Origin of the sequence: Clostridium sp. C105KSO13, assembly GCF_001517425.1 — a bacterium.
Taxonomy (GTDB): Bacteria; Bacillota; Clostridia; order Lachnospirales; family Lachnospiraceae; genus Muricomes.
Map to the genome: position 1 here is coordinate 1 of NZ_FBWL01000141.1, position 22,484 is coordinate 22,484.

Annotated in this window: 20 protein-coding genes, 2 tRNA genes and 1 pseudogene; 19 read left to right on the plus strand and 4 right to left on the minus strand. The window is 43.5% G+C overall.

Going from position 1 to position 22,484, the window contains the following annotated elements; all coding sequences use genetic code 11:
* Positions 1-185: pseudogene (locus BN3456_RS02050) on the plus strand (glycine reductase); the annotation flags it as partial.
* A gap of 120 nt (positions 186-305) precedes the next feature.
* Here BN3456_RS02050 and BN3456_RS02055 read toward each other — a convergent pair.
* The 3 genes from BN3456_RS02055 to BN3456_RS02065 all read right to left on the minus strand — a co-directional run bounded on the left by BN3456_RS02055 (position 306) and on the right by BN3456_RS02065 (position 2,855).
* A complete protein-coding gene (locus BN3456_RS02055) occupies positions 306-1,169 on the minus strand; it encodes a methionyl aminopeptidase (RefSeq protein ID WP_089982452.1) in 864 nt (287 codons plus the stop codon).
* Positions 1,170-1,207: 38 nt separating this feature from the next.
* Entirely contained in the window at positions 1,208-2,452 is a 1,245-nt protein-coding gene (locus BN3456_RS02060; protein WP_089982454.1) for a DUF1015 domain-containing protein, read from the minus strand.
* Between the two features lie 124 nt (positions 2,453-2,576).
* The gene (locus tag BN3456_RS02065) at positions 2,577-2,855 is read right to left on the minus strand and encodes a DMT family transporter (RefSeq protein ID WP_089982456.1); all 279 of its coding nucleotides are present in this window, start codon (positions 2,853-2,855) and stop codon (positions 2,577-2,579) included.
* Between the two features lie 443 nt (positions 2,856-3,298).
* On the opposite strand from BN3456_RS02065, the gene BN3456_RS02075 reads away from it, so the two are divergent.
* The 18 genes from BN3456_RS02075 (at position 3,299) to BN3456_RS02160 (ending at position 20,686) form a co-directional block, all read left to right on the plus strand.
* Positions 3,299-4,063, plus strand: a complete 765-nt coding sequence (locus BN3456_RS02075; RefSeq protein WP_089982458.1) for a tRNA threonylcarbamoyladenosine dehydratase — start codon at positions 3,299-3,301, stop codon at positions 4,061-4,063.
* Between the two features lie 198 nt (positions 4,064-4,261).
* Positions 4,262-5,824, plus strand: coding sequence for a DNA polymerase III subunit gamma/tau (gene dnaX / locus BN3456_RS02080; protein WP_089982459.1), 1,563 nt, complete (start codon positions 4,262-4,264; stop codon positions 5,822-5,824).
* Positions 5,825-5,827: 3 nt separating this feature from the next.
* Positions 5,828-6,181 carry a YbaB/EbfC family nucleoid-associated protein gene (locus BN3456_RS02085; RefSeq protein ID WP_089982460.1) on the plus strand — a complete coding sequence of 118 codons (354 nt, stop codon included), beginning with the start codon at positions 5,828-5,830 and terminating at the stop codon, positions 6,179-6,181.
* 89 nt (positions 6,182-6,270) lie between these two features.
* Entirely contained in the window at positions 6,271-6,867 is a 597-nt protein-coding gene (gene recR, locus BN3456_RS02090) for a recombination mediator RecR (RefSeq protein WP_089982462.1), read from the plus strand.
* Positions 6,868-6,907: 40 nt separating this feature from the next.
* Positions 6,908-8,008 (plus strand): LacI family DNA-binding transcriptional regulator, encoded by a 1,101-nt coding sequence (locus tag BN3456_RS02095; RefSeq protein WP_089982463.1) that lies wholly within the window; start codon positions 6,908-6,910, stop codon positions 8,006-8,008.
* 292 nt (positions 8,009-8,300) lie between these two features.
* Positions 8,301-8,954 carry a fructose-6-phosphate aldolase gene (gene fsa / locus BN3456_RS02100; RefSeq protein ID WP_089982465.1) on the plus strand — a complete coding sequence of 218 codons (654 nt, stop codon included), beginning with the start codon at positions 8,301-8,303 and terminating at the stop codon, positions 8,952-8,954.
* A gap of 29 nt (positions 8,955-8,983) precedes the next feature.
* On the plus strand, positions 8,984-9,820 hold the full coding sequence (locus tag BN3456_RS02105) for a transketolase (protein WP_089982467.1): 837 nt from the start codon (positions 8,984-8,986) through the stop codon (positions 9,818-9,820).
* A complete protein-coding gene (locus tag BN3456_RS02110) occupies positions 9,808-10,761 on the plus strand; it encodes a transketolase family protein (protein WP_089982469.1) in 954 nt (317 codons plus the stop codon). The genes BN3456_RS02105 and BN3456_RS02110 overlap by 13 nt, the downstream gene beginning before the upstream one ends.
* Positions 10,762-10,962: 201 nt before the next feature.
* Positions 10,963-11,721 carry a transposase gene (locus BN3456_RS02115; protein ID WP_089982470.1) on the plus strand — a complete coding sequence of 253 codons (759 nt, stop codon included), beginning with the start codon at positions 10,963-10,965 and terminating at the stop codon, positions 11,719-11,721.
* 123 nt (positions 11,722-11,844) lie between these two features.
* Complete coding sequence (locus BN3456_RS02120; protein ID WP_089982472.1) at positions 11,845-12,975, plus strand: LysM peptidoglycan-binding domain-containing protein; 1,131 nt, start codon at positions 11,845-11,847, stop codon at positions 12,973-12,975.
* Positions 12,976-13,093: 118 nt separating this feature from the next.
* The gene (locus BN3456_RS02125) at positions 13,094-14,287 is read left to right on the plus strand and encodes a DUF5711 family protein (RefSeq protein ID WP_089982474.1); all 1,194 of its coding nucleotides are present in this window, start codon (positions 13,094-13,096) and stop codon (positions 14,285-14,287) included.
* A gap of 8 nt (positions 14,288-14,295) precedes the next feature.
* Positions 14,296-15,114, plus strand: coding sequence for a CvpA family protein (locus tag BN3456_RS02130; RefSeq protein WP_089982476.1), 819 nt, complete (start codon positions 14,296-14,298; stop codon positions 15,112-15,114).
* Positions 15,115-15,163: 49 nt separating this feature from the next.
* Positions 15,164-16,192 (plus strand): XdhC family protein, encoded by a 1,029-nt coding sequence (locus BN3456_RS02135; RefSeq protein ID WP_089982477.1) that lies wholly within the window; start codon positions 15,164-15,166, stop codon positions 16,190-16,192.
* 89 nt (positions 16,193-16,281) lie between these two features.
* Positions 16,282-16,354: transfer RNA gene (locus BN3456_RS02140), tRNA-Ala, on the plus strand.
* A 35-nt stretch (positions 16,355-16,389) separates the two neighbouring features.
* Positions 16,390-16,461, plus strand: a tRNA-Asn gene (locus BN3456_RS02145).
* A gap of 173 nt (positions 16,462-16,634) precedes the next feature.
* On the plus strand, positions 16,635-19,337 hold the full coding sequence (gene acnA / locus BN3456_RS02150) for an aconitate hydratase AcnA (protein WP_089982479.1): 2,703 nt from the start codon (positions 16,635-16,637) through the stop codon (positions 19,335-19,337).
* A 22-nt stretch (positions 19,338-19,359) separates the two neighbouring features.
* Positions 19,360-20,301, plus strand: coding sequence for a DNA/RNA non-specific endonuclease (locus BN3456_RS02155; RefSeq protein ID WP_089982481.1), 942 nt, complete (start codon positions 19,360-19,362; stop codon positions 20,299-20,301).
* A 187-nt stretch (positions 20,302-20,488) separates the two neighbouring features.
* Positions 20,489-20,686 carry a hypothetical protein gene (locus tag BN3456_RS02160; protein WP_089982482.1) on the plus strand — a complete coding sequence of 66 codons (198 nt, stop codon included), beginning with the start codon at positions 20,489-20,491 and terminating at the stop codon, positions 20,684-20,686.
* Between the two features lie 401 nt (positions 20,687-21,087).
* Here the strand turns inward: BN3456_RS02160 and BN3456_RS02165 are convergent, their stop codons facing one another.
* Positions 21,088-21,744 (minus strand): DUF6198 family protein, encoded by a 657-nt coding sequence (locus tag BN3456_RS02165; RefSeq protein ID WP_089982484.1) that lies wholly within the window; start codon positions 21,742-21,744, stop codon positions 21,088-21,090.
* Between the last annotated feature and the right edge of the window lie 740 nt (positions 21,745-22,484).

Here is a 22,484-nt window from a genome sequence, read left to right on the forward strand (position 1 = left end):
AGGTGGTGACGGAGCAGATCCCCGGAATCGAGATCATGGATCTGGAGGAGGGCGTGAAAGCGCTGTGGAAAGAAGGCATCTATGCGGACAGCGGAATGGGCTGTACGGGCCCTGTGATACTGGTATCGGATATGAACCTGGAAAAGGCAAAAGAGATATTGAAAAAAGTGGGATATATTAATTAAAGGAGAATTCGGCTAAGCGTCTAATAGAAATAAATGTAGATTGCAGGGCTCAATTATACAGCCTCCTAACATGTATCTACTCAAGGAGTATAACATGTCAGGAGGCTGTTTTCTCGATACTTATTTAGTTAATACTTCAATTCCATTATCTTTTACCAGTACCATGTATTCGATCTGTGCTGAGAGTCCGTCGTCGATAGTATATACCGTCCAGTTATTCTCTTCATCCACATAGAAATCAGGACTTCCCTCATTGATCATCGGTTCAATTGTGAACATCATACCGGGAACGAGGAGCATTTCACTGCCTTTTGGTGTGACATAGCTGACGAAAGGTTCTTCATGAAACCGCAGGCCAATTCCATGACCGCCGATATCTTCCACTACAGTATATCCATTCGCCCTGGCGTGGGTATTGATGGCATCAGCGATGTCACCTAAATGTCCCCAGGGCTTTGCTGCGGCCAGACCTAACTCCACGCACTCTTCTGTCACTTTTACAATACGTTCGGCTTCCTCGGAAACCTGCCCTATCTTAAACATTCTTGAGGCGTCTGAAAAATAACCTTTTAAATTCGTAGACACGTCCACATTTATGATGTCTCCATCCTTCAGAATAATACTTTCGTCGGGAATGCCATGGCATATTTCGTTGTTTATAGAGGTACACACACTCTTTGGGAACCCCTCAAAATGCAGGGGAGCGGGGATCGCACCGTGCTTAACTGTAACATCATATACAATTTTATCAATATCCTCAGTGCTCATTCCTGCATGAATCTGTTCTGCTACCGCGTCGAGCACTGCAGTATTAACAGCGGCACTTTCTTTAATTTTCTCAATCTGAAAAGGGGTCTTCAGCAATTTACGCTTCGGGACAATTTCCCCTTTTTCAGCGTGCAGTTTCATTTTTTCTTCGATTGCCATATGGCATTTTTTATATTTCTTTCCACTGCCACACCAGCAAAGATCGTTTCTTTCCATTGTTAACATCTCCTTCAAAATCAATCTAAAGTTACAACTCATTTCTCGAACTGATGGATAAATAGTCCGCTTCTAAGTTTTGGTTCAAACCAGGTAGATTTGGGCGGCATGAGCCTCCCTCCGTCTGCAACCTTAAGCAGCTCTTCCATTGAGGTGGGGTACATGGCAAACGCCACTCCTTTTCCAGTCTTGTCTACAGCATCAGACAGGGCTTTAAGTCCCCGTACTCCGCCCACGAACTGAATACGTGTGTCTGTTTTGGGGTCTTTAATTCCCAGAAGTGGACCCAGAATCACATTCTGCAGAACAGATACATCTAGGGTGTCCACCGGGTCATCCGAAAATAAAAATGGATTCGCTTTCAGTAGATACCAGCGATGGTTTCCGTAAAGTCCGATTTCGCCTTTACATGAAGGGCGGCAAATCTCATTACCCATGTCTTTTATTTCAAAGCCGCTCCTTATCATATCAAGAAACTTGTCAAATGTATAGCCATTCAGATCAGAAACAACACGGTTATAGTCATAAATATGAAGTTCTTCAGCAGGAAAGAGGACGGAAAGGAAATAGTTGAACGCCTCACTTCCGTCGAAGTCCGGGTATTCCAATCTGCGTTTTAAACCTGTCTTTACGGCAGATGCAGCACGGTGATGGCCGTCAGCTATATAAATATTGTCAACTCCTGCGAAAATATTGGTGATTTTTTCAATATTTTCCGGACTCTTGACCTGCCACACCTGATGCTGCACAGAGTCTTCGCTGGTGAAATCATAAAGCGGGGCAGTATCCTTTACTGTATTTAACATCTGATTCAAGGAGGCATTCATGTGGTAAGCCAGAAAAATCGGACCTGTTTGTGCGCTCATTGTATCAATGTGGTGTATTCGATCTTGTTCCTTGTCCTCCCGGGTGTTTTCATGTTTTTTAATTTTGCCCTCCAGATAATCGTCGATGGAGGCACAGCACACAAGTCCGGTCTGAGTATGACCGTCCAGGGTGAGTGCGTAGATATAATAGCAGGCGCTCTCATCTTTAACGAAAGAACTGTTTTCTATCATTTCATTTAATGTATCTCGAGCCCTTTCATATACAGGCTGGGAATACATATCTGTATCGGGAGGAAACTGGGTTTCTGCCCGGTCTATTTGCAAAAAGGAAAGGGGGTTCTGCTTCACAATATCTCTTGCCTCTTTGCTGTTGTACACATCATAGGGTAGTGCCGCTATAGCGGGTGCCAGTTTTTTTGCAGGGCGTATGCTCCGAAAGGGTCTGATGGATGCCATGATAACTCTCCTTTAATTTGAAATTCAGCTTGCGGCAAAGAAACTTTTTCCTGCCGCCTCAACTTCTTTTATTCTAGCACAAAGGAAAAAGGTTTACTATAAGAATGTTTGACACATGATTTGATTATATTTCTGGACGGCTGTGTGCTTTTGAAACCGTATTAAAGCCTATAGTCCCGGCGAGAATTGCTATGATTCCTATATAATGATAGTAGAATAGCTTTTCCTGCAAAAAAAACATGCCGGCTAAAATTGTTACAACCGTTGCTACATTGCTGAATAAACCGACCTTTGTTGCTTCCAGATACTTTAATGCATATGCGGAAAGGGCCAGTGTCACTAAGGACGAAAGCAATCCAAGGTACAAAATGGCGCTTGTAAAGGAAGGCTTGGAGTGTGTCATAATTTTTTGACAGTTTTCTTACCAGGACATTGTAAATTGCGAATAATATTGCAGACATCAAAATAAAAAGAAATCCCAGGAATCCGTTATTCTTAACTTGGAATCCTCCTATCACATTAATGAAAATCATACCGGCTACGGAGATTGCCATAAAGAGCTTCTGCAGGTTTCCGATTCGTTCCTTTAATATGAACCAGGCAGCAACAAGTGTGAAGACAGGTACCATAGCCTGTATTATCCCTGCCTCGGAGGAGGAGATTATGTTCAGCCCAAGGGTCTGGAACAAAAAGAATAAAATCGGATAAGCCAGACTATAGGGTGCAATCTTCAGCCATTCCAGTATTATCTTTCACCGTGCGGCGGCCAATTGAAAAAATACACACATTGTGCTATAATCTCCCGGAATATATAGAAGACATTTATTTATTGAGGAGTTATAGATTATGCTGAATCAATTTTCGAGAACTGAGTTACTTTTTGGAAGGCAGGCCATGGAAAGGCTTGCAGGCTCAAGAGTTGCCGTGTTCGGTATCGGCGGAGTCGGAGGTTATACGGTAGAAGCACTGGTGCGAAGCGGTGTGGGGACGGTAGATCTGATTGATGATGACAAGATCTGCCTGACAAATATCAACCGCCAGATCTACGCCACCCGTAAAACCGTAGGCAAATATAAAGTGGATGTGGCGGCTGAACGGATTGCCGATATTAATCCGGATGTCGTTGTGAATACTTATAAAACTTTCTACACCCCTGATACAGCGGGACAGTTCAACTTTACAGAATATGATTATGTTGTGGATGCCATTGACACAGTGACCGGAAAGCTTGCACTTGTGGAAAACGCAAATGCTGCAGGCACGCCGATTATCAGTTCTATGGGTGCAGGAAATAAGGTCGATGCCACTGCGTTTGAGGTGGCTGACATTTACAAGACTTCCATCTGCCCACTGGCGAAAGTTATGCGCCGTGAGCTCAGGAAACGGGGAATTAAAAGTCTGAAGGTCGTTTATTCTAAGGAGACGCCCATTGTGCCTAGCGAAGACATGGCAATCAGCTGTAAGGCACACTGCATCTGCCCTCCTGGGACAGCACGGAAATGCACCCAGCGCCGTCAGGTTCCGGGAAGCAATGCATTTGTTCCTCCTGCTGTTGGGTTGATGATAGCAGGTGAAGTGATTAAGGATCTGGTGGAATACCAAATCAGATAAGTTAGGCGATAGAGAACAGAGATTATAAGCTGCCGACAAGCACAGGCAGCTAATTCTTGTTACGTAGTATAAAATGGGGTATAATCATAAAGATGAAAAGGCATTGCCTTATAGTATTTTGAAAAAGGAGGGATTCAGGAAGCCAGAAGGATTGGAATAAGTTTTGGGGATGAAATTTAAGAATTAGAGGTGTAATTCATGTCATACACGGCACTTTACAGAAAATTTCGCCCTTCGTCATTTGAAGATGTGAAGGGGCAGGATCATATTGTTACAACTTTACAGAATCAGATCAAAGCAAACCGTATCGGGCATGCATATCTGTTTTGCGGAACCAGAGGAACCGGTAAAACCAGCGTGGCGAAAATATTTGCCAGAGCGGTAAACTGCGAGCACCCGAAAGATGGGAGTCCCTGTGGAGAATGCGGGATGTGCAGGTCCATCGCCAGGGAGACATCTATGAATGTGATTGAGATTGACGCCGCTTCCAACAATGGGGTGGATAATATCCGTGAAATACGCGAGGAGGTGGCTTACCGTCCTACGGAGGGACGATACAAGGTCTACATTATAGATGAAGTGCATATGCTTTCCATAGGCGCTTTTAATGCGCTATTAAAAACATTGGAAGAGCCGCCGGAATATGTAATTTTCATACTTGCAACGACAGAGGTGCATAAAATACCGATTACCATTCTTTCCCGCTGTCAGCGGTATGATTTTAAAAGAATTAGTATTGAGGTTATTGTGAGTCGGCTTCAGGAGCTTATGAAAACAGAACAGGTGGAAGTAGAGGACAAGGCACTGCGTTATGTAGCGAAGGCGGCGGATGGCTCTATGCGGGATGCGCTAAGTCTTCTGGATCAGTGTATTGCATTTCATCTTGGAGAGAAGCTGACCTATGATCAGGTTCTGGATGTGCTGGGAGCTGTGGATACAGATGTGTTCAGCAGACTCTTACGCAATATTATAAAGCGGGACATACCTAAAGTTTTGGATACAGTAGAAGAACTGGTAATGGATGGAAGAGAACTGACGCAGCTTTCTGCAGATTTTACATGGTATCTCAGGAACTTGCTTCTGGTGAAAACATCTGATAATATAGAAGACGTGTTAGATGTATCTACGGAGAATATGCTTCAGTTGAAAGAAGAGGCTAAGATGATAGAGCCGGATATGCTGCTTCGGTATATTCGTATTTTTTCTGAACTGTCAGGGCAGCTGAAGTATGCGACGCAGAAGAGGGTCTTGCTTGAAGTTGCGCTGATTAAGCTCTGCACCCCGGCCATGGAGGTTAAACAGGATACACTGCTGGACCGTATACGTGCCGTGGAGGAAAAGGTGGAGCAGGGACCTGCTGTGCAGGAGAAAATTGTGTACAGAGACCAGGAGAGAAAGGGAGCCGGTCAAAAGCTTCCTAAGCCGGAGCTTCCCAACGCTATCCCGGAGGATATCCAGGAGGTCGTGAAGAACTTCAGGCCCATTGCAGATGAGACTTCCGGAATGCTTCGGACATTTCTGAAGAAGGCAAGGCTCAGCCTGGGAGGGGACAACAGATTGCTGATTGTTATGCCTGGCACTCTGGAGGCAGATGTAGTCGGTAAGGAAGAACATAAACAAGAACTTGAAGAGCTGATTGAGAAGCGGATAGGGAAAAAAGTAGAAGTGGAGGTCCGTCAGGTAGAAGAGGGACGGCACTTTGAAGATACATTTGTGGACATCGAAAAGAAGATTAACATGGAAATAACAGTGGAGGATTAAGTTATGGGAAAAAAAGGCGGTTTTCCGGGAGGCGGAGTGCCCGGTAATATGGCAAATCTGATGAAGCAGGCACAAAAGATGCAGAGACAGATGGAAGAACAGGCAAAAGAACTTGAGACAAAAGAATTTACAGCAACAGCAGGTGGTGGTGCTGTAGAAGTTACCATATCCGGCAAGCGCGAAGTGATGAAAGTGAAGCTGCAGGAAGAGGTTGTGGATCCGGAAGATATAGAAATGCTGGAGGATCTGATTGTGGCGGCTACGAATGAAGCACTTCGGAAGGTGGATGAAGAGTCCAGTTCTGCAATGAACAAACTGACAGGTGGACTCGGCGGAGGAATGCCGGGGATGTTCTAATCAGTTCAGCCATGCAAGAGTTTTCAGGCAACGGAGCTCAAAAGGGTCAGACCCCTTTGAGCTCTCTGATTTTTACAGGAGGGATTTAAATGGATTATTACAGCAATCAAATAAGCAGGTTGATTGAGGAGTTTTCCCGCCTGCCCGGAATTGGGACAAAGTCTGCTCAGAGGCTGACTTTTCATGTTATTAATATGCCCAGGGAGCAAGTGGAAAATTTTGCAAAGTGCCTTGTGGAGGCCCGCAATAATGTGAGATACTGTGCCCAGTGCTGTACCTTGACAGATCATGAACTTTGTCCGATTTGCAGCAACCCTGACAGAGACCAGAAGACAATTATGGTTGTAGAGACACCCCGGGATCTGGCAGCTTACGAGAAAACGGGGAAATATAACGGTGTTTATCATGTGCTTCACGGGGCGATTTCTCCTATGCTTGGTATTGGCCCGGGGGATATTAAACTTAAAGAGCTTATGGAGCGTCTTCAGGGCGATGTGGAGGAGGTAATTATTGCGACAAATTCCAGCCTTGAGGGAGAAACGACGGCGATGTATATCAGCAAGCTGATTAAGCCTGTGGGAATTAAGGTAAGCCGGATTGCCAGCGGAGTTCCTGTGGGTGGTGATCTGGAGTATATTGACGAGGTAACACTTCTTAGAGCTTTGGAAGGCAGAACAGAACTCTAGTGCACTAGCGCCCCGGAAGGGACTTTAAGGATATGAGATTATGTATAAGAAAAAAGTAACATCCTCGGATGTGGCGAGAAAGGCGGGGGTTTCCCAGGCCACCGTCTCCATGGTGCTGAATAAAAAATACAATGTTTCGTTTTCCAAGGATGTCATACGAAAGGTCGAGGAAGCAGCGGCCGAGCTTGGCTATGAGCTGCCGAAGAGAAAACGCCAGATGGAAAACAGGCGTGAGAAGCTCCTGGTAGTATTTTGCCCCAATTTGACGAACCCTTATTATGTCATGCTGCTTCAGGGGATTGAATCCAAAGCGACAGAACAGGGTTTTGGACTTTTTGTCTGCAACACACAGCGGAATTTGGAACTGGAAGAGCGGTATCTGAAAATGATGCCATCTCTGAATCCCCAGGGGGTAATCTACACCTGTAATCCCAGCCGATGTTTTATGCCTGTGGTGGAGGATCTCTCAGCACAGATTCCCTTTGCGATTATTAATAATCAAAATGAAAAGTTGGATGTAGATGCTGTAGAGCTCGACAATTCTAAATTGGGGAGGATAATGGCAAAGCATCTTCTGAAACTGGGACATCAGCATGTAGGATATATTGCTCCGCCGCTTACTGTAAGGCAGAAACAGCGCTCCAAGAGGGTGGAAGGTTTTCTTAAGGAGTTTAAGGATGCAAATCTGGGGAATAATGTGATTATTAAGGCAGCCAATGAGAAGATGGATAAGGATGTGCCGGGAATAGATTCTGAGTATCGCATCGGGTATGATCTGACAAAAGAGCTTCTTGCGGAGCATGAAGAACTGACTGCCATCGTGGGGCTCAATGATATGATTGCTTTCGGGATACTGGATGCTCTCTACGATGAAAAATATAAGGTCCCCGGTGACATGTCTGTTATGGGATGTGATAATACGCTGTTCGCGCGAATGCATAAAATATCTCTGACGACTATAGAGCATTTTGTGATTTATAAAGGCAGGGATGCCTGTGATATCATTATGAAAAAGATTAAGATCAGAGACAAAAAGTATTCGGAAATGGAGCCTATCAGCATTTATCATGTGGAGTATGAACCGAAAATCGTTGTAAGGGGAACTACCTCATATCCCAGAGATAAAAGAAGGAAAATATAACTATCTAGAATTAAACCTGAAAAATTAATTTAATATGAAATATTATTAATAATAATTTGGTGCGCGAAATCTATTAGGGGGCAGGCTGCCGTTTAAAATACAACAAAAGGGATACAGTAATGCTTTATGTTAAAAGATGTTATGGATGAATGGAAGAATGTTTATTAATAATTTGACTATATAAACTGACGAAAGCGTTAATAATTTATAGTCCTGTTGACCCGCATGACTGCAGCGGCTATAATTAACATCGAGAAAACAAAGGATTCTAGTTCTGAGAGGAGGAACAGACATGAAATTTTTTATCGACACAGCAAAGGTAGAAGATATTAAGAAAGCAAATGATATGGGTGTTATTTGCGGAGTCACCACGAATCCCTCATTAATAGCAAAAGAAGGACGGGTTTTTGAAGAGGTGATTGCGGAGATTGCCTCTATAGTGGACGGCCCAATCAGCGGAGAAGTGAAAGCAACAACTACAGATGCAGAGGGTATGATTGCAGAGGGAAGAGAGATTGCAAAGATTCATAAAAACATGGTAGTCAAGATTCCAATGACAGTGGAAGGATTAAAAGCCTGCAAAGTTCTTTCTTCCGAAGGTATTAAGACAAATGTAACGTTAATTTTTTCTGCAAATCAGGCACTTCTGGCAGCAAGAGCAGGAGCCACATACGTATCCCCGTTCCTGGGTCGTCTGGATGACATTTCCGTGCGTGGGACAGACTTAATCGCAGAGATTGCAGAAATCTTTGCAGCTGCAGGAATTGATACAGAAATTATCGCAGCAAGCGTGCGTAATCCGATGCACGTAACAGACTGTGCACTTGCGGGCGCAGACATCGCAACCGTGCCATATGCAGTAATTGAGCAGATGACACATCATCCACTGACAGATGCCGGAATCGCAAAATTCCAGGCAGATTACAGAGCTGTTTTTGGTGAATAAGGTAAAAATTAATAGACAGGAGAAATTTCATGAATAAGCTAGAATTGATGAAGACTGCAAATGAGGTCCGCAAAGGTGTTATAACGGCGGTGCACAGTGCAAAGTCAGGACATCCCGGCGGTTCACTCTCAGCAGCAGATATCTTCACGTACCTTTACTATGAGGAACTTAATGTTAATCCTAAGGATCCGAAGAAACCGGATCGTGACAGATTTGTATTATCTAAGGGGCATACAAGTCCGGGATTATACTCTACTCTGGCTCACAGAGGGTTTTTCCCGGTTGAAGATCTGGAGACATTCCGGCACACAGGCTCCTATCTTCAGGGACATCCGGATATGAAGCATATACCCGGTGTAGATATGACATCCGGCTCGTTGGGGCAGGGGATTTCAGCTGCAGTGGGCATGGCAATCTCAGCGAAGCTATCCGGTGACGACTACAGAGTGTATACTCTGGTAGGTGACGGTGAACTTCAGGAAGGCCAGGTATGGGAGGCTTCCATGCTGGCCGGCCACAGAAAGCTGGATAATCTTGTTGTTATTGTGGACAATAATAACCTTCAGATTGATGGCGCGATAGATGAGATAAACTCCCCTTATCCTATTGATAAGAAGTTTGAAGCATTCAATTTCCACGTTATCAATATTGACGGAAACGATTTTGATCAGATTGATGCCGCATTTAAAGAGGCGAAAACTGTAAAGGGGTGCCCCACAGCAATTATTGCAAAGACAATCAAGGGCAAAGGCGTTTCCTTTATGGAGAATCAGGCTTCCTGGCACGGAACCGCTCCGAATGACGAACAGTATAAAGTGGCAATAGCAGATTTAGAGAAAGTAGGTGAAGCATTATGTCAGAAGTAAAGAAAATCGCTACAAGAGAAAGCTATGGCAATGCTTTGACCGAGTTAGGCAAGGAACATGAGGATGTAATCGTATTGGATGCGGACCTTGCAGCAGCCACGAAGACTGGTATATTTAAAAAAGCATTTCCTGAAAGACATATAGACTGCGGTATTGCGGAGGGCAACATGATGGGTGTAGCAGCAGGAATTGCAGCTACAGGTAAAGTACCGTTTGCGAGTTCATTTGCCATGTTTGCGGCAGGACGCGCATTTGAACAGGTGCGTAACTCTATAGGATATCCGCATTTGAACGTGAAAATCGGTGCCACACACGCAGGAATTTCAGTAGGAGAAGACGGTGCCACACACCAGTGCAACGAAGACATTGCCCTGATGCGCACAATCCCCGGAATGGTGGTTGTTTGCCCGTCCGATGACGTGGAAGCAAGAGCAGTAGTAAAAGCGGCATATGAGCATAAAGGGCCTGTTTACATGCGCTTTGGAAGACTGGCAGTTCCGGTTATTAATGATAACCCGGATTATAAATTCGAATTGGGTAAGGGCGTTGTCCTCCGGGAAGGAAAGGATGTTACCATAGTTGCGACCGGACTTCCTGTATCAAACTGCCTTGCGGCAGCCGAAAAGCTGGCGGCAGACGGAATCGAAGCAAAGGTCATCAACATCCATACAATTAAGCCGCTTGACAAGGAAATAATCATTGCAGCAGCAAAGGAAACCGGCAAAGTCGTTACAGTTGAGGAACATAATATCATCGGCGGACTGGGAAGCGCAGTATGCGATGTCCTATCAGAAGAGGTTCCCACAAAAGTAATGAAGATAGGGATCAACGACACTTACGGAGAATCCGGGCCTGCATTAGAGCTGATAGAAAAATACGGCCTGGATGCAGACAGTATATATAAAAGGGTCAGACCCTTTTGCGAACCATTTTCAGAATAGTTTATCAATTTAAAAGACAGACCTCCCCCTCACGGTAGATGCAAAGGGGGAGGCTGTTGGTTAAAAAGGGGACTTAAAAAGGGGACTGACCCTTTTGCCTTCCATTTTCAGAATAGTTTTACAATTCTTTCGCCCATCTCGGGGCAAACATTTCACAAAAGGTATATTTAAATTTCCATCACACACTTTAAAGGAGGGTGCATGTCAAGAGACAAACGAAGAGAAAGCGGGACAGGGTTTTACCATGTTGTAATGAGAGGAAATAATAAGGAGAAAGTATTTAACAAAACCGGTGACAAACTTGAGTTCAAGAATATTTTGAAGAAGCAATTGGATGAATATCCAGTCACGATTTACGCTTACTGTATTATGACAAACCATATTCATCTTATGCTGGAAGCAAAGTATAAGGTACTACCGCGATTTATGCAGCGTGTAAATTCGACATATGCAGAAGGATATAATAGTAAATATGACAGACATGGTCACGTTTTTCAGGGACGATACTATAGTGACTGTGTGGAAACTGAGGAATATTACTGGTGCTGCCTGCGCTATATTCATAACAATCCAGTAAAAGTATATCTTGCAGGTGAACCTTTTAGTTACCAGTTCAGCAGCGCGTGGGAATATAAGAATGGAGCTTCAGAATTAATAGGAGAGGCGGCGTTTAATATGTTAAAAACACGTTTTCAGAATATGGATGATTTTTGGAGATTTCATCGAATGTTTGAGCAAAAATCTTTTCTGGATACCGTTGAAGATGAACAGATTCACAACACCGAAAGGGTCAGAATATTTACAGAAAGATATCTGTTTGATAACCGTATAGAGGAGATGGAGACTTTGCTGACGGTGGGCACCATAAAAAGGAAGTTTTTCGAAACCTGCAAACAGGAGACCGGACTTTCCCAAAGAAAGATTGAGAATATTCTGAAAACGGCGTACAAAAGGGACTGACCCCTTTGTGATCCCCTTTGTGATCCCTTTGTGTTTTTTGTCGAACGCACCTGACACTAAGTGATAAATTCAGCCTTTTCGTTATGCTATGCTTTAGAAAAATTTTATTCAGAGGTGAGTGTAATGGAGAGACAGATTCCTAAGAATGTACGTCAAATCGGGAATGTAAGTGACAGCCCGAAGATTTATGTGGAAGATTATGTGGATACTTTTTTCACCCAGTTATGTGAAAAAGCTGGGGAGGAACCGATAGGGGCTTTTCTGGTGGGTGATATGCAAAAGACAAATGATGAGGAGTACGTTTACATATATGGAGCAATTCAGATTCATGATCTGAAAATGTCGGACAAGGAGTATGTGATTGACGACGATGCGTGGAAAAGAGCCTATGAGGAATGCAAACAGTATTTTGAGGACGGAGAGATGCTTGGCTGGTTTGTGGCCCACCAAGGGGTGCCGTTGGAACCGGAGCACAAAACGGTAAAGTTCCATAAGAAATCGTTCCCGAAGAAAAATTCAGTCTTTATTATGAAAGACCCTATAGAGAAGGATGAGGCATACTATGTCCTCAAACTGAATGATTTGATGGAAATAGGCGGGCACTATACATATTATGAGAAAAACCCGTGTATGCAGAACTATATGATCTCGACTAGAAAGAAGAATGGGGTGTGTGCCTCGGAAACTTTTGAAGATAGAGCTGCAAAGGACTTTCGTAGTCTTGTTAGATCCCGCGAGGAGCAACAGCACCAGAAGAGAACCAATCGGCTAATGTACGCGGTCAGTGCGTGCCTGGTATTGGTTGTTATCATTATGGGGGTTACAACGCTGAACAATTTTGATAAAATGAAATCAGTACAGAGTACTCTAAATAATATTTCGGATTCATCTTCTTCGGACACCCAGTCAGTGAAGACAAAAGAAACAAGCGGAAAGGCCACGGCTGTCACAAATGAGTCATCGGGGCAGCAGATTCAGGAAGACGGGCAATCAGGCGTAGAAGAGAAGGATGAAAGTGGACAGGCAGGCGATACACCTGAAAACAGCGAGACTGCAAATACCGATACGCAGAGCACCGATGCGGCGGGAGCCAATGGGGATGATGGTGTCTATATAGTGGAGCAGGGTGATACCCTGGCTGTTATCAGCAGAAAGACATATGGAGATGTAAGCCATGTGGATGCTATTTGCAAAATGAACGGCCTCTCAAACGGAAACCTGATTTATGTGGGACAAAAGCTGGTTTTGCCATAAATGCTAAGCGAAGTCTTTTATGAGTATTGTAAATGTGGTATAATGCTTTTACTTGGCGAGGTATTTTCGAGCTTAGTATTTATGGTATAATACTCCGATAAAAAGCAAGAGGTTCAAAATGACGCAAAAGAAAAATCCACATTTAAAGATCGCAAAACCGGTGGACATGGAGAAGCTGAAGCAGGCGGTAAAGAATAGGAGAAAAAGCAGATTCAAAACAGGCACAACAATGGTGGCTCTGGTGATTATGATAGTTACAGGGACTATCCTGCTGTTGGAGAATCATTCCTACACTAAGACAACTAAGGCGGCGGACTATACCAACGAGACGGAGGATAACAACAGATATGTCCAGTTTGCAGACGGAATTGTCCGGTACAGCAAAGATGGAATCGTATTTCTGAACAGGAAAAATGAAGAGCAATGGATTCAGTCCTGTCAGATGAAGACTCCGGTGATTGATGTAAATCAAGACGTATTTGCTGTGGCCGACAGCGGTGGGAATTCTATTCTCGTGTTCACAGAGAAAGGTCTTAAAGGTGAGATTGATACATCCCTTCCTATTGAAAAGATATCGGTTTCCAACCAGGGGATTGTAAGCGCCATTTTGAAGAATGAAGACACGCCCAAGATTATATCCTATGATGCGGCAGGAAATATTCTGGCAGAGCACAGAATCACTGCCGGCAGGACAGGCTATCCTTTAAGCCTGGACATGTCCCGGGACGGGACAATGCTGATGGTTTCTTATCTTTCCACAGAAGGCGGCAGTATGAAATCCAAGATTGCACATTATAACTTTGGCACTGCGGGAAAAAGCCGGACAGATAATGAGGTGGGTATGGAGGAATATGACGGGGTTATCACCCCGGAAGTGTATTTTATGGATGACGTTACCTCTGTGGCAGTAAGTGACAGCTCCTTTACTATATATAAAGGAAAAGACACTCCCAAAAAGAAAAAGACCGTCAAGATAGAGCAGGAAATTGCGGGTACATTTCATACGGATAAATACATAGGCTTCACACTTTTGAACAAAGACAAATCGGGCTATGAGGCTCGGTTGTATGATAAATCCGGAAAAAAGGTTATGAATAAAGCCTTCAAGGGAGAATATAGCAATATCAAGATGGCAGGCGGCGAAATTATCATGTTCGATGGCACCAGGTGCTGTATTATTACAAAAAATGGCATTCAAAGGTTTAAAGGCGATTTGAAAACTACAGCCTTAGAGGTTATTCCCTCTTGGGGCATTAATAGATACCTGGTGATAAACGCAAATGAATTAAGAGTAATTTATTTGGTAAAATAGGAGAAAACATGGATAATTGGTTATTGATAGCAGTTGCGGTGATTTTCTTAATAGGGATTGTGACAGGAGTTGTGAGAGGATTTTTCAGGATAGGACTCTCCATTCTTTCAACAGTGCTGACCATTGTACTTATGATATTTTTGAATCCATATGTGGCAGAAGCATTGACAAAATATACACCTATTGATGACATGATAAAGGAAAAATGTATTGAGGTGTTCATGCCCAGGCTTACGGACGAGCAGCTTTCGAAAATAGACTTCAGTGGCACTCCCCTTGCCGAATTAAGCAGGGAGCAGCTGGCTGATCTTGGCAGCCTTGACTGGGGGAGCATGGGAATTGATGAGAAAGATGTCCTGAAAATTTTGGGGGATGTCCCGAGAGATGATCAGATAAAGCAGATAGAAGGATCAGCTCTTCCCACCTTTATGAAGAATACCATATTAGAAAATAATAACTCAGAAATCTATAAAACACTGAGTGTTACCAGTTTCACAGAGTATGTAGCGTCCTACATTGCGCAGATGGCGATTAAACTATTGTCCTTTCTGATAACGTTTTTGCTGGCAATCATCATCGTAAAGGCGTTGATGGCGGCCGTGGATATTATTGGAGAAGTTCCGGTGCTGTGTACGCTGAATCGTATCGCCGGAGGAGTCCTGGGAATCGTAGGTGCCCTTCTCTTCGTGTGGCTAGTATTCCTTGTTATTACGGTAATGTATTCCACAGCATTTGGGAAAGCATGCTTTGATATGATAGAAAGCAGCCAGATACTAACATATTTGTATAATAAAAATATTTTGCTTCAAAAATTGCTGAGGTTCTGAAAACTGCAGCTGCAAAAGAAAATCGTGTTTACCACAGGAGGAAAATACTATGCTGGATTTATATAAAAATATAGAAAATTGTGATCCGGATTCTCGCAATATGGTGCTAACTGTTCTGGAGGGTGAGGCTTTCGGCGAAAAGGCGTTGATTTCAGATGGGCGGATTGTCTGGGAGAGCAAGAAAAGGGGATTTTTTTCGCAGCATAATGAGGAATTGAAAGCAGATTTTAAAGGAATTACAACAGTAATCGGAAAGAAAAAAATATTTTGCGACAGTCTTGGGCAGGAAAAGCAACTTGTGATCTGCGGCGGCGGACACGTCTCTATACCAGTGATTCAAATAGGGATTATGATGGGGTTTGCTGTAACTGTGCTGGAAGACCGCCCACATTTTGCAGATAATGCCAGAAAAGCTGGTGCATTTCGGGTTATCTGTGAATCTTTTGAGGATGGGCTGAATAAAATTCCGGGAAATGAAGATACTTTCTTTGTGATAGTAACACGAGGTCATCGTTACGATCAGGTCTGCCTGGAAAAAATTTTAAATAAGAAACACGCATATATAGGGATGATTGGAAGCCGCCTGAGGATACGCAAAGTAAAAGAAATGCTGCTTGAAAAGGGATGTGGTGAAGCTGTACTAAATCAGGTTCATGCTCCGATTGGGCTTGATATAGGTGCGGAGACACCCGCAGAGATAGCAGTTTCAATTATGGCTGAAATCATTGAAGTTAAGAATAAGAAGAAAAGAAATTATGGATTCTCAAAAGAATTAATGAGAGCTATTTTAGATGAAAAATCAAGTCCGGGCAGAAAGATTCTTGCCACGATTGTGGCCCGCCAGGGTTCGGCACCCCGTGCAGCGGGGACTAAGATGTTGATTCTTCCCGACGGGAAGACAGTGGGGACTATCGGAGGTGGATGTATGGAGTCTGATGTACTGCAGAAAGCGCTGTTGATGCTTCGAGGCGGAACCACAGAATCTAAAATCTGTCATGTTGATATGACAGGACAAGATGCGGAGGATGACGGCATGGTCTGCGGCGGTGTCGAAGATGTCCTTTTGGAGGTGTTTTAGAGGACGGCATGAAAAGTATGTAAAAATATATTGACAATTCCCATGGAATATGATATCTTGTAAAAGTTGTTTGAAATAATTCATTCCATGGGGGATTAGCTCAGTTGGGAGAGCGCCTGCCTTGCAAGCAGGAGGTCACGAGTTCGAATCTCGTATTCTCCACTTAAACCTGGCAGAGAACTGCCGGGCACATATATTCCTCGATAGCTCAGTGGTAGAGCATTCGGCTGTTAACCGAAGGGTCGTAGGTTCGAACCCTACTCGGGGAGCTTTAAAAAAGGGGCTGGACACCAGTTGATTTTAGTCAACTGATGTTCAGCCCCTTTGAAGGTTAACTTGATATAATTACCTAGTTTGGATATAATATCCTCAAGTAGGACGATAAAATATGAAAATCTATTTGAGGGTGATTTTATGTGTAATTTGAAAGGATGGTGTTTTCATGATACAGAGTATAAAAGAAAGAGCTTTTAAACAATTAAAGATAGGCGGCAGCACTTACAGCTACTATGATATATACTCCCTGACAGAGGAGGGCTATGATATAGATCATTTGCCCTATTCTATCAAAATCCTGTTGGAATCTGTAATCAGGCAATGCGACGGTTACGCCATCACAGAAGACCATATCCGCAGCCTTGCCAACTGGAACAGCGGGGATGCTTCAAGAACAGAAGTCCCGTTTAAACCTGCAAGGGTTATTTTGCAGGATTTTACGGGTGTTCCGGCGATTGTCGACCTGGCTTCCATGAGAAAAGCTATGGCAGAAGCAAATGGAGATATCCGCAAAATCAATCCGGAAGTACCGGTGGATCTTGTGATTGACCATTCCGTGCAGGTAGATGAGTATCTTACCGCTAATGCACTGAACGATAATGTTAATCGAGAGTTTGAGCGCAACATGGAGAGGTATCAGTTCCTAAATTGGGGAAAAGAAGCGTTTGATAATTTTCAGGTTGTTCCTCCGGCAGCAGGCATTGTCCACCAGGTAAATCTGGAATACCTGGCTAAGGTTGTACAGGAGAAGACAGAAGGTGACGAAACAGTATTGTATCCGGATACGCTGGTAGGTACTGACTCTCATACGACAATGATCAACGGCCTTGGTGTACTGGGGTGGGGTGTCGGCGGAATTGAAGCAGAAGCGGGAATGCTCGGACAGCCCTCTTATTTTACTGCTCCGGAAGTAATAGGAGTGCGGCTTACAGGGATGCTGAATACAGGTGTAAATGCTACGGATCTTGCACTCCTTATCACACAGGTACTGCGAAAAAGAGGTGTTGTGGGCAAGTTTGTGGAATATTTCGGAGAGGGTCTGGAAGGGCTGTCTTTGGCTGATCGGGCCACTGTTGCAAATATGGCTCCTGAGTATGGAGCTACCTGTGGATTTTTCCCTGTGGACGAGAAAACACTGAAGTACCTGGAATTGACAGGCAGGCCGAAAGAGCATATTGATTTGGTGGAAGGCTATTTGAAAGCGAATCATTTGTTTTTTGACAAGAAAAAAGAGCCGCATTACAGTGAGGTTATCGAAATCGATTTGTCCAAGATTGAGACATCCCTGTCCGGTCCGAAGCGCCCACAGGACTTAATCCCGCTTGGAAAGATGAAAGAAGAATTTGTAAAATCCGTTACGGCACCTCTCGGCAACCAGGGGTATGGACTCTCAGATTCGGAATTTGAGAAAGAGGTTCGTGTAAATCTGGCAGGCGGAAGAAGCAGTGTAATGAAAACAGGAGCACTGGCTATAGCGGCTATTACATCCTGTACCAATACATCAAATCCTGCAGTCATGGCAGGGGCAGGTTTGTTGGCCAGAAATGCTGTCCAAAAGGGGCTGAAGGTGCCGGCCCATGTTAAAACTTCGCTGGCGCCAGGCTCTAAAGTGGTGACCGGGTACCTGAGAGAATCCGGGCTGCTGACATATTTAGAGCAGCTGGGCTTTTATGTTGTGGGATATGGGTGTACAACCTGTATAGGAAACTCCGGTCCTTTGCTTCCTGAGATTTCCGATGCTATTATGGAAAATGATTTACTGGTATCCTCGGTTCTTTCCGGAAACCGAAATTTTGAAGGCCGGATACATCCGCTTGTAAAGGCAAATTATCTGGCATCTCCGATTCTGGTTGTGACCTATGCGCTGGCAGGAACTGTGGATATAGATCTGCTCCATGAGCCCATAGGAGTGGGAAAAGAAAATGAAGCCGTATTCCTGAAGGATATATGGCCATCATCTTCCGAAATTACCGAAATGGTTGCCCGCAGCGTTAAACCGGAACTATTTGAAAAAGAATACAGATCCCTCTATGAAGACAATGCACTGTGGAATGGAATAAAAGCAGAGGCAAGTGCAGGGGACTTATATAACTTTGACGAGAAATCAACATATATACAAAACCCGGATTTTTTTACGGACATGCCAAAAGAACCAAAGGATATAACTCCCCTTTCGGGAATAAGAGCTGTGGCCAAATTCGGAGACTCAATCACAACAGACCATATTTCTCCCGCAGGGGCCATCGGAAATAATACGCCAGCGGCAAAATATCTGACAGAGCATGGAATTGCACGCGCAGAGTTCAATACGTATGGGTCAAGACGGGGCAATCACGAAGTAATGGTGAGGGGAACTTTTGCCAATATAAGAATCAGAAATCAGCTGGCACCGGGTACGGAAGGCGGTTACACTACTTACTGGCCGGATCATGAAGTTACGACCATTTATGATGCATGTATGAAATATAAAGAAAATAATATCGGACTTGCAGTTTTAGCAGGAAAAGATTACGGGATGGGATCCTCCAGAGACTGGGCGGCGAAAGGCCCCAAATTACTGGGAATTAAAATGGTGCTTGCAGAAAGCTATGAGCGGATTCACCGCTCTAATCTTGTGATGATGGGAATTCTGCCGCTGCAGTTTATGGAAGGGGAGTCAGCGGACAGCCTGGGCCTGACTGGAGAAGAGACCTTCCATGTGTCTATTGATGAAAATGTGAAGCCCTCTCAAAAGGTAAAAGTCACAGCCACTTTGAATGATAAAACAGTGGAATTTGGCTGCATCGTGCGTTTTGACTCTAATGTGGACGTGGATTATTATCGCCACGGCGGCATTTTACAGATGGTTTTGCGAGAGAAATTAAATTGAAAGAGGTTAGAAGATATACAGAATGGATGAAGACATGCGAACAATAAATAAATTTGGAAAGAAATTTTTTCTGGCAGTCCTATCGGCATTTCTGATTACGGGCTGTCAAAATGCCGCTGATATCGGAACTGCATTCCCCACTCCTGATACACCGACAGAGATAGTGTCCGTTTCGGACATTCCTGATTATTCAGGGAATGCATATGTGGAGGTGAATAACAATGAACCTTATTTTACAGATGAAGAAAAGGAGGACACTACATCCTTCGAACAATATAGTCCCCTTGATTCACTGGGGCGGTGCCGGACGGCCTATGCCAACATCGGACAGGACTTGATGCCGAAAGAAAAAAGAGGTGCCATTGGTGCCGTGAAGCCCAGCGGATGGCAGATCGAGAAATATGATTTTGTAGATGGAAAATATTTATATAACCGCTGTCATCTTATTGGCTATCAGCTGACTGCAGAAAATGCCAATTCCGAAAACCTGATCACGGGAACCAGATACCTGAATACAGAGGGCATGCTTCCTTTTGAGAATGAGGTGTCAGATTACATAAAAGAAACCAATCACCATGTACTGTACAGGGTTACTCCTATGTTTACCGGTGATAATCTTGTTGCTGACGGGGTTCTAATGGAAGGATGGTCGGTAGAAGACGAGGGCGGGGGAATCTGTTTTAATGTTTTTGCATATGATGTGCAGCCCGGTGTGGATATTGACTATTCAGACGGAAACAGTCAAAAGGCTGAAGAGAATTTTGCGTATACTGGCAGCCGGAAATCTGGGGAGGAGCCGGCAGAGGAGAAGCTATACATTATCAATGAAAACACAGGAAAGTTTCACAAACCGGACTGCTCCAGTGTATCAGCGATGAAAGAAAAAAACAGGCAGAAATTCACAGGTGACAGGCAGGAGCTTATCAACCGGGGATACCAACCGTGCAAAAACTGTAATCCATAAAAAGGACCCTTAAATATTATACAGAAAGCACAAGGTACCGACAAGTATAATTTTAATATTAGGTAACACTTCAACCATGCGGATATTCGCACTCATGCAAGTCAATGACGCATCCGGCAAAGCAGAGAAGGGGCCTTTCACCAGGTAATAGTCAGGCTGTAGCAGTGGATGAGATCACTAATACGTTGTGAATCTGGACACTGGCGTGGAGCAAAACGGACAGAATATCAATTATGCCGCCAGTCTGATTCAATTTTTGAACAATGATTTTGCTTATACCAATCTGGAAGAGGCCCTTACGGGGATAACTTCAGGCAAATATGCAGCATACGTAATTATTCCGTCTGCTTTTTCAGCAAACACCAGAGCGTATATACAACAATGATAAAATCAGGTATTACATATAAGGTGAGTCAGAATCTGCCGGAAGAGCAAAAATGTCTGCGCTGAAGCAACTAAATTCTTTTATTCAGGGTATGCCCGACCATGTGAGTATACTTTACATGAGCGGTATTATGAAAGACTTCCATACATGATTTGGAAAAATATGTGCAGTTCCCCCAGCTGTTGAAGCTGTTGCTGACGGTCTTTTCAATGCGAAATCGGTGAAGGAGCGAAACTCGACTGAGAATCAGCTGCTTTTACAGTCATTCACACAGAACCTGCCTTATTATCCCCAGGGGGGTAAAATTCGAAGAATTTGACCAGATGATGGCAGAATTAAATAAAAATTAATAACTTAAAAAAGAGGCTGGGAAAAATTGCGTTTATATCCAGAATGGATTTTTAAGATGCTTTTATCCACTTTGTTTTAAATGTCCATCTTGTTTTTTGCCAATCCCGAAAGAAGGATATTCCATATCCGTTTATACATGCGCTTAAGAGGGTTCCAACGCCAATTCCGATTAAATGCCTGATCGCCAGAAGGGCAATGATACAGCTTATGACAACACAACTGATGTCAAAGGTGGTTTTGACCTTTTTAAAGGGGATGCCGATAAAGCTGCTGAAGTCTCTGGTAAAGAGGTCCTGCGGCATAATTGGCAGACCACTATTGATAAGAAAAGCTACTCCAATCATGAGCAACAGTGTTCCCGCTATAAAATACACCATTTTAAAAGACAGAGATTCGGCCCAGAATCCGAACAAAAAAGTAGCTGCATCGAGGGCAAAACTGAATAAAAATCCAACCACAAAGGCTATAATGTAATCTTTTTTGAATTTTCTGGTCCGTAATATTAATAACAGCATCAGACTAATCTGAAAAATATAGTACCATGTTCCATAGGTGAAGACAGGAAAAGCCTGGCTCAGAGTATAAGGCAAGGCTGAGACCGCGGTGATGCCTAAATCACTTTTTGTAATAAGCGCCACACCTGCGGCATCCAGGAGAATGCCGACGGCAAGAGCTGCTTCTGACAATATAGTTCTTTTATCTTTCATAATGAAATCCCTTCAAAAATCTGATTTATTTTGTATTTTGAAATCTACCAATTTACACTGTAGTTTATATTATAACACTGATAAGAAAGCAGGTAACCCCAAGGTAGTGTATAACTGAAATTTATGGGGTTTCATAAACTAACAAGTATGGATATTCGATAGGAACCAATGTGGCTTTAATTTAAAACAGGAGCATAATGTTTTTTAAGAGTCCATCTGCAATATCTGATAAGTTTGGGAATTCCAGCAATTACAGTAGGGAGAGGTGGAGAAGAGGGCGGTGTACATACAGTTCACGAATGGTTCGAGCCGACGGACGCCTACTTGGGGCCACAGAAGAATATGTTACTTATACTTGCACTATCTGGAGTAAATGGGATTCGGGAGTATCAGCTCAATAGACTTACTAAAAGTGATACACTACTTTAATAGATTTCCAAATGATTTGTCATTAAGTTTGAAAGATAAAGGGGGTGTTTTGTACGCAGAGGTGAAGGTGTCAATTATGACATTGAAGAAAAAAAGAAATCAAAAGTCTAATAAGACAAAAGATCGCTTTGAGATGTAAGAGCATAGTAATAAAGAGAAAATTTTTGAGAAAACCGGGTTTTCATGGTAGTGTAAAGTAACCTATGAAAAACAGAACCTAAAAAATAGGTTCTAAAAGAACCTTGAAAATTGCAGATATTTTATTCCTTGGCAACGTCCGCCACCCTTGACGGCGCACCAAAGCAATGCTC

What these genes read in the sequence shown, in the direction of transcription:
- BN3456_RS02055 (WP_089982452.1), bottom strand. Translation starts at nt 1,169, where the DNA reads ATGGAAAGAAACGATCTTTGCTGGTGTGGCAGTGGAAAGAAATATAAA.
- BN3456_RS02060 (WP_089982454.1), bottom strand. Translation starts at nt 2,452, where the DNA reads ATGGCATCCATCAGACCCTTTCGGAGCATACGCCCTGCAAAAAAACTG.
- BN3456_RS02065 (WP_089982456.1), bottom strand. Translation starts at nt 2,855, where the DNA reads ATGACACACTCCAAGCCTTCCTTTACAAGCGCCATTTTGTACCTTGGA.
- BN3456_RS02075 (WP_089982458.1), top strand. Translation starts at nt 3,299, where the DNA reads ATGCTGAATCAATTTTCGAGAACTGAGTTACTTTTTGGAAGGCAGGCC.
- dnaX (WP_089982459.1), top strand. Translation starts at nt 4,262, where the DNA reads ATGTCATACACGGCACTTTACAGAAAATTTCGCCCTTCGTCATTTGAA.
- BN3456_RS02085 (WP_089982460.1), top strand. Translation starts at nt 5,828, where the DNA reads ATGGGAAAAAAAGGCGGTTTTCCGGGAGGCGGAGTGCCCGGTAATATG.
- recR (WP_089982462.1), top strand. Translation starts at nt 6,271, where the DNA reads ATGGATTATTACAGCAATCAAATAAGCAGGTTGATTGAGGAGTTTTCC.
- BN3456_RS02095 (WP_089982463.1), top strand. Translation starts at nt 6,908, where the DNA reads ATGTATAAGAAAAAAGTAACATCCTCGGATGTGGCGAGAAAGGCGGGG.
- fsa (WP_089982465.1), top strand. Translation starts at nt 8,301, where the DNA reads ATGAAATTTTTTATCGACACAGCAAAGGTAGAAGATATTAAGAAAGCA.
- BN3456_RS02105 (WP_089982467.1), top strand. Translation starts at nt 8,984, where the DNA reads ATGAATAAGCTAGAATTGATGAAGACTGCAAATGAGGTCCGCAAAGGT.
- BN3456_RS02110 (WP_089982469.1), top strand. Translation starts at nt 9,808, where the DNA reads ATGTCAGAAGTAAAGAAAATCGCTACAAGAGAAAGCTATGGCAATGCT.
- BN3456_RS02115 (WP_089982470.1), top strand. Translation starts at nt 10,963, where the DNA reads ATGTCAAGAGACAAACGAAGAGAAAGCGGGACAGGGTTTTACCATGTT.
- BN3456_RS02120 (WP_089982472.1), top strand. Translation starts at nt 11,845, where the DNA reads ATGGAGAGACAGATTCCTAAGAATGTACGTCAAATCGGGAATGTAAGT.
- BN3456_RS02125 (WP_089982474.1), top strand. Translation starts at nt 13,094, where the DNA reads ATGACGCAAAAGAAAAATCCACATTTAAAGATCGCAAAACCGGTGGAC.
- BN3456_RS02130 (WP_089982476.1), top strand. Translation starts at nt 14,296, where the DNA reads ATGGATAATTGGTTATTGATAGCAGTTGCGGTGATTTTCTTAATAGGG.
- BN3456_RS02135 (WP_089982477.1), top strand. Translation starts at nt 15,164, where the DNA reads ATGCTGGATTTATATAAAAATATAGAAAATTGTGATCCGGATTCTCGC.
- acnA (WP_089982479.1), top strand. Translation starts at nt 16,635, where the DNA reads ATGATACAGAGTATAAAAGAAAGAGCTTTTAAACAATTAAAGATAGGC.
- BN3456_RS02155 (WP_089982481.1), top strand. Translation starts at nt 19,360, where the DNA reads ATGGATGAAGACATGCGAACAATAAATAAATTTGGAAAGAAATTTTTT.
- BN3456_RS02165 (WP_089982484.1), bottom strand. Translation starts at nt 21,744, where the DNA reads ATGAAAGATAAAAGAACTATATTGTCAGAAGCAGCTCTTGCCGTCGGC.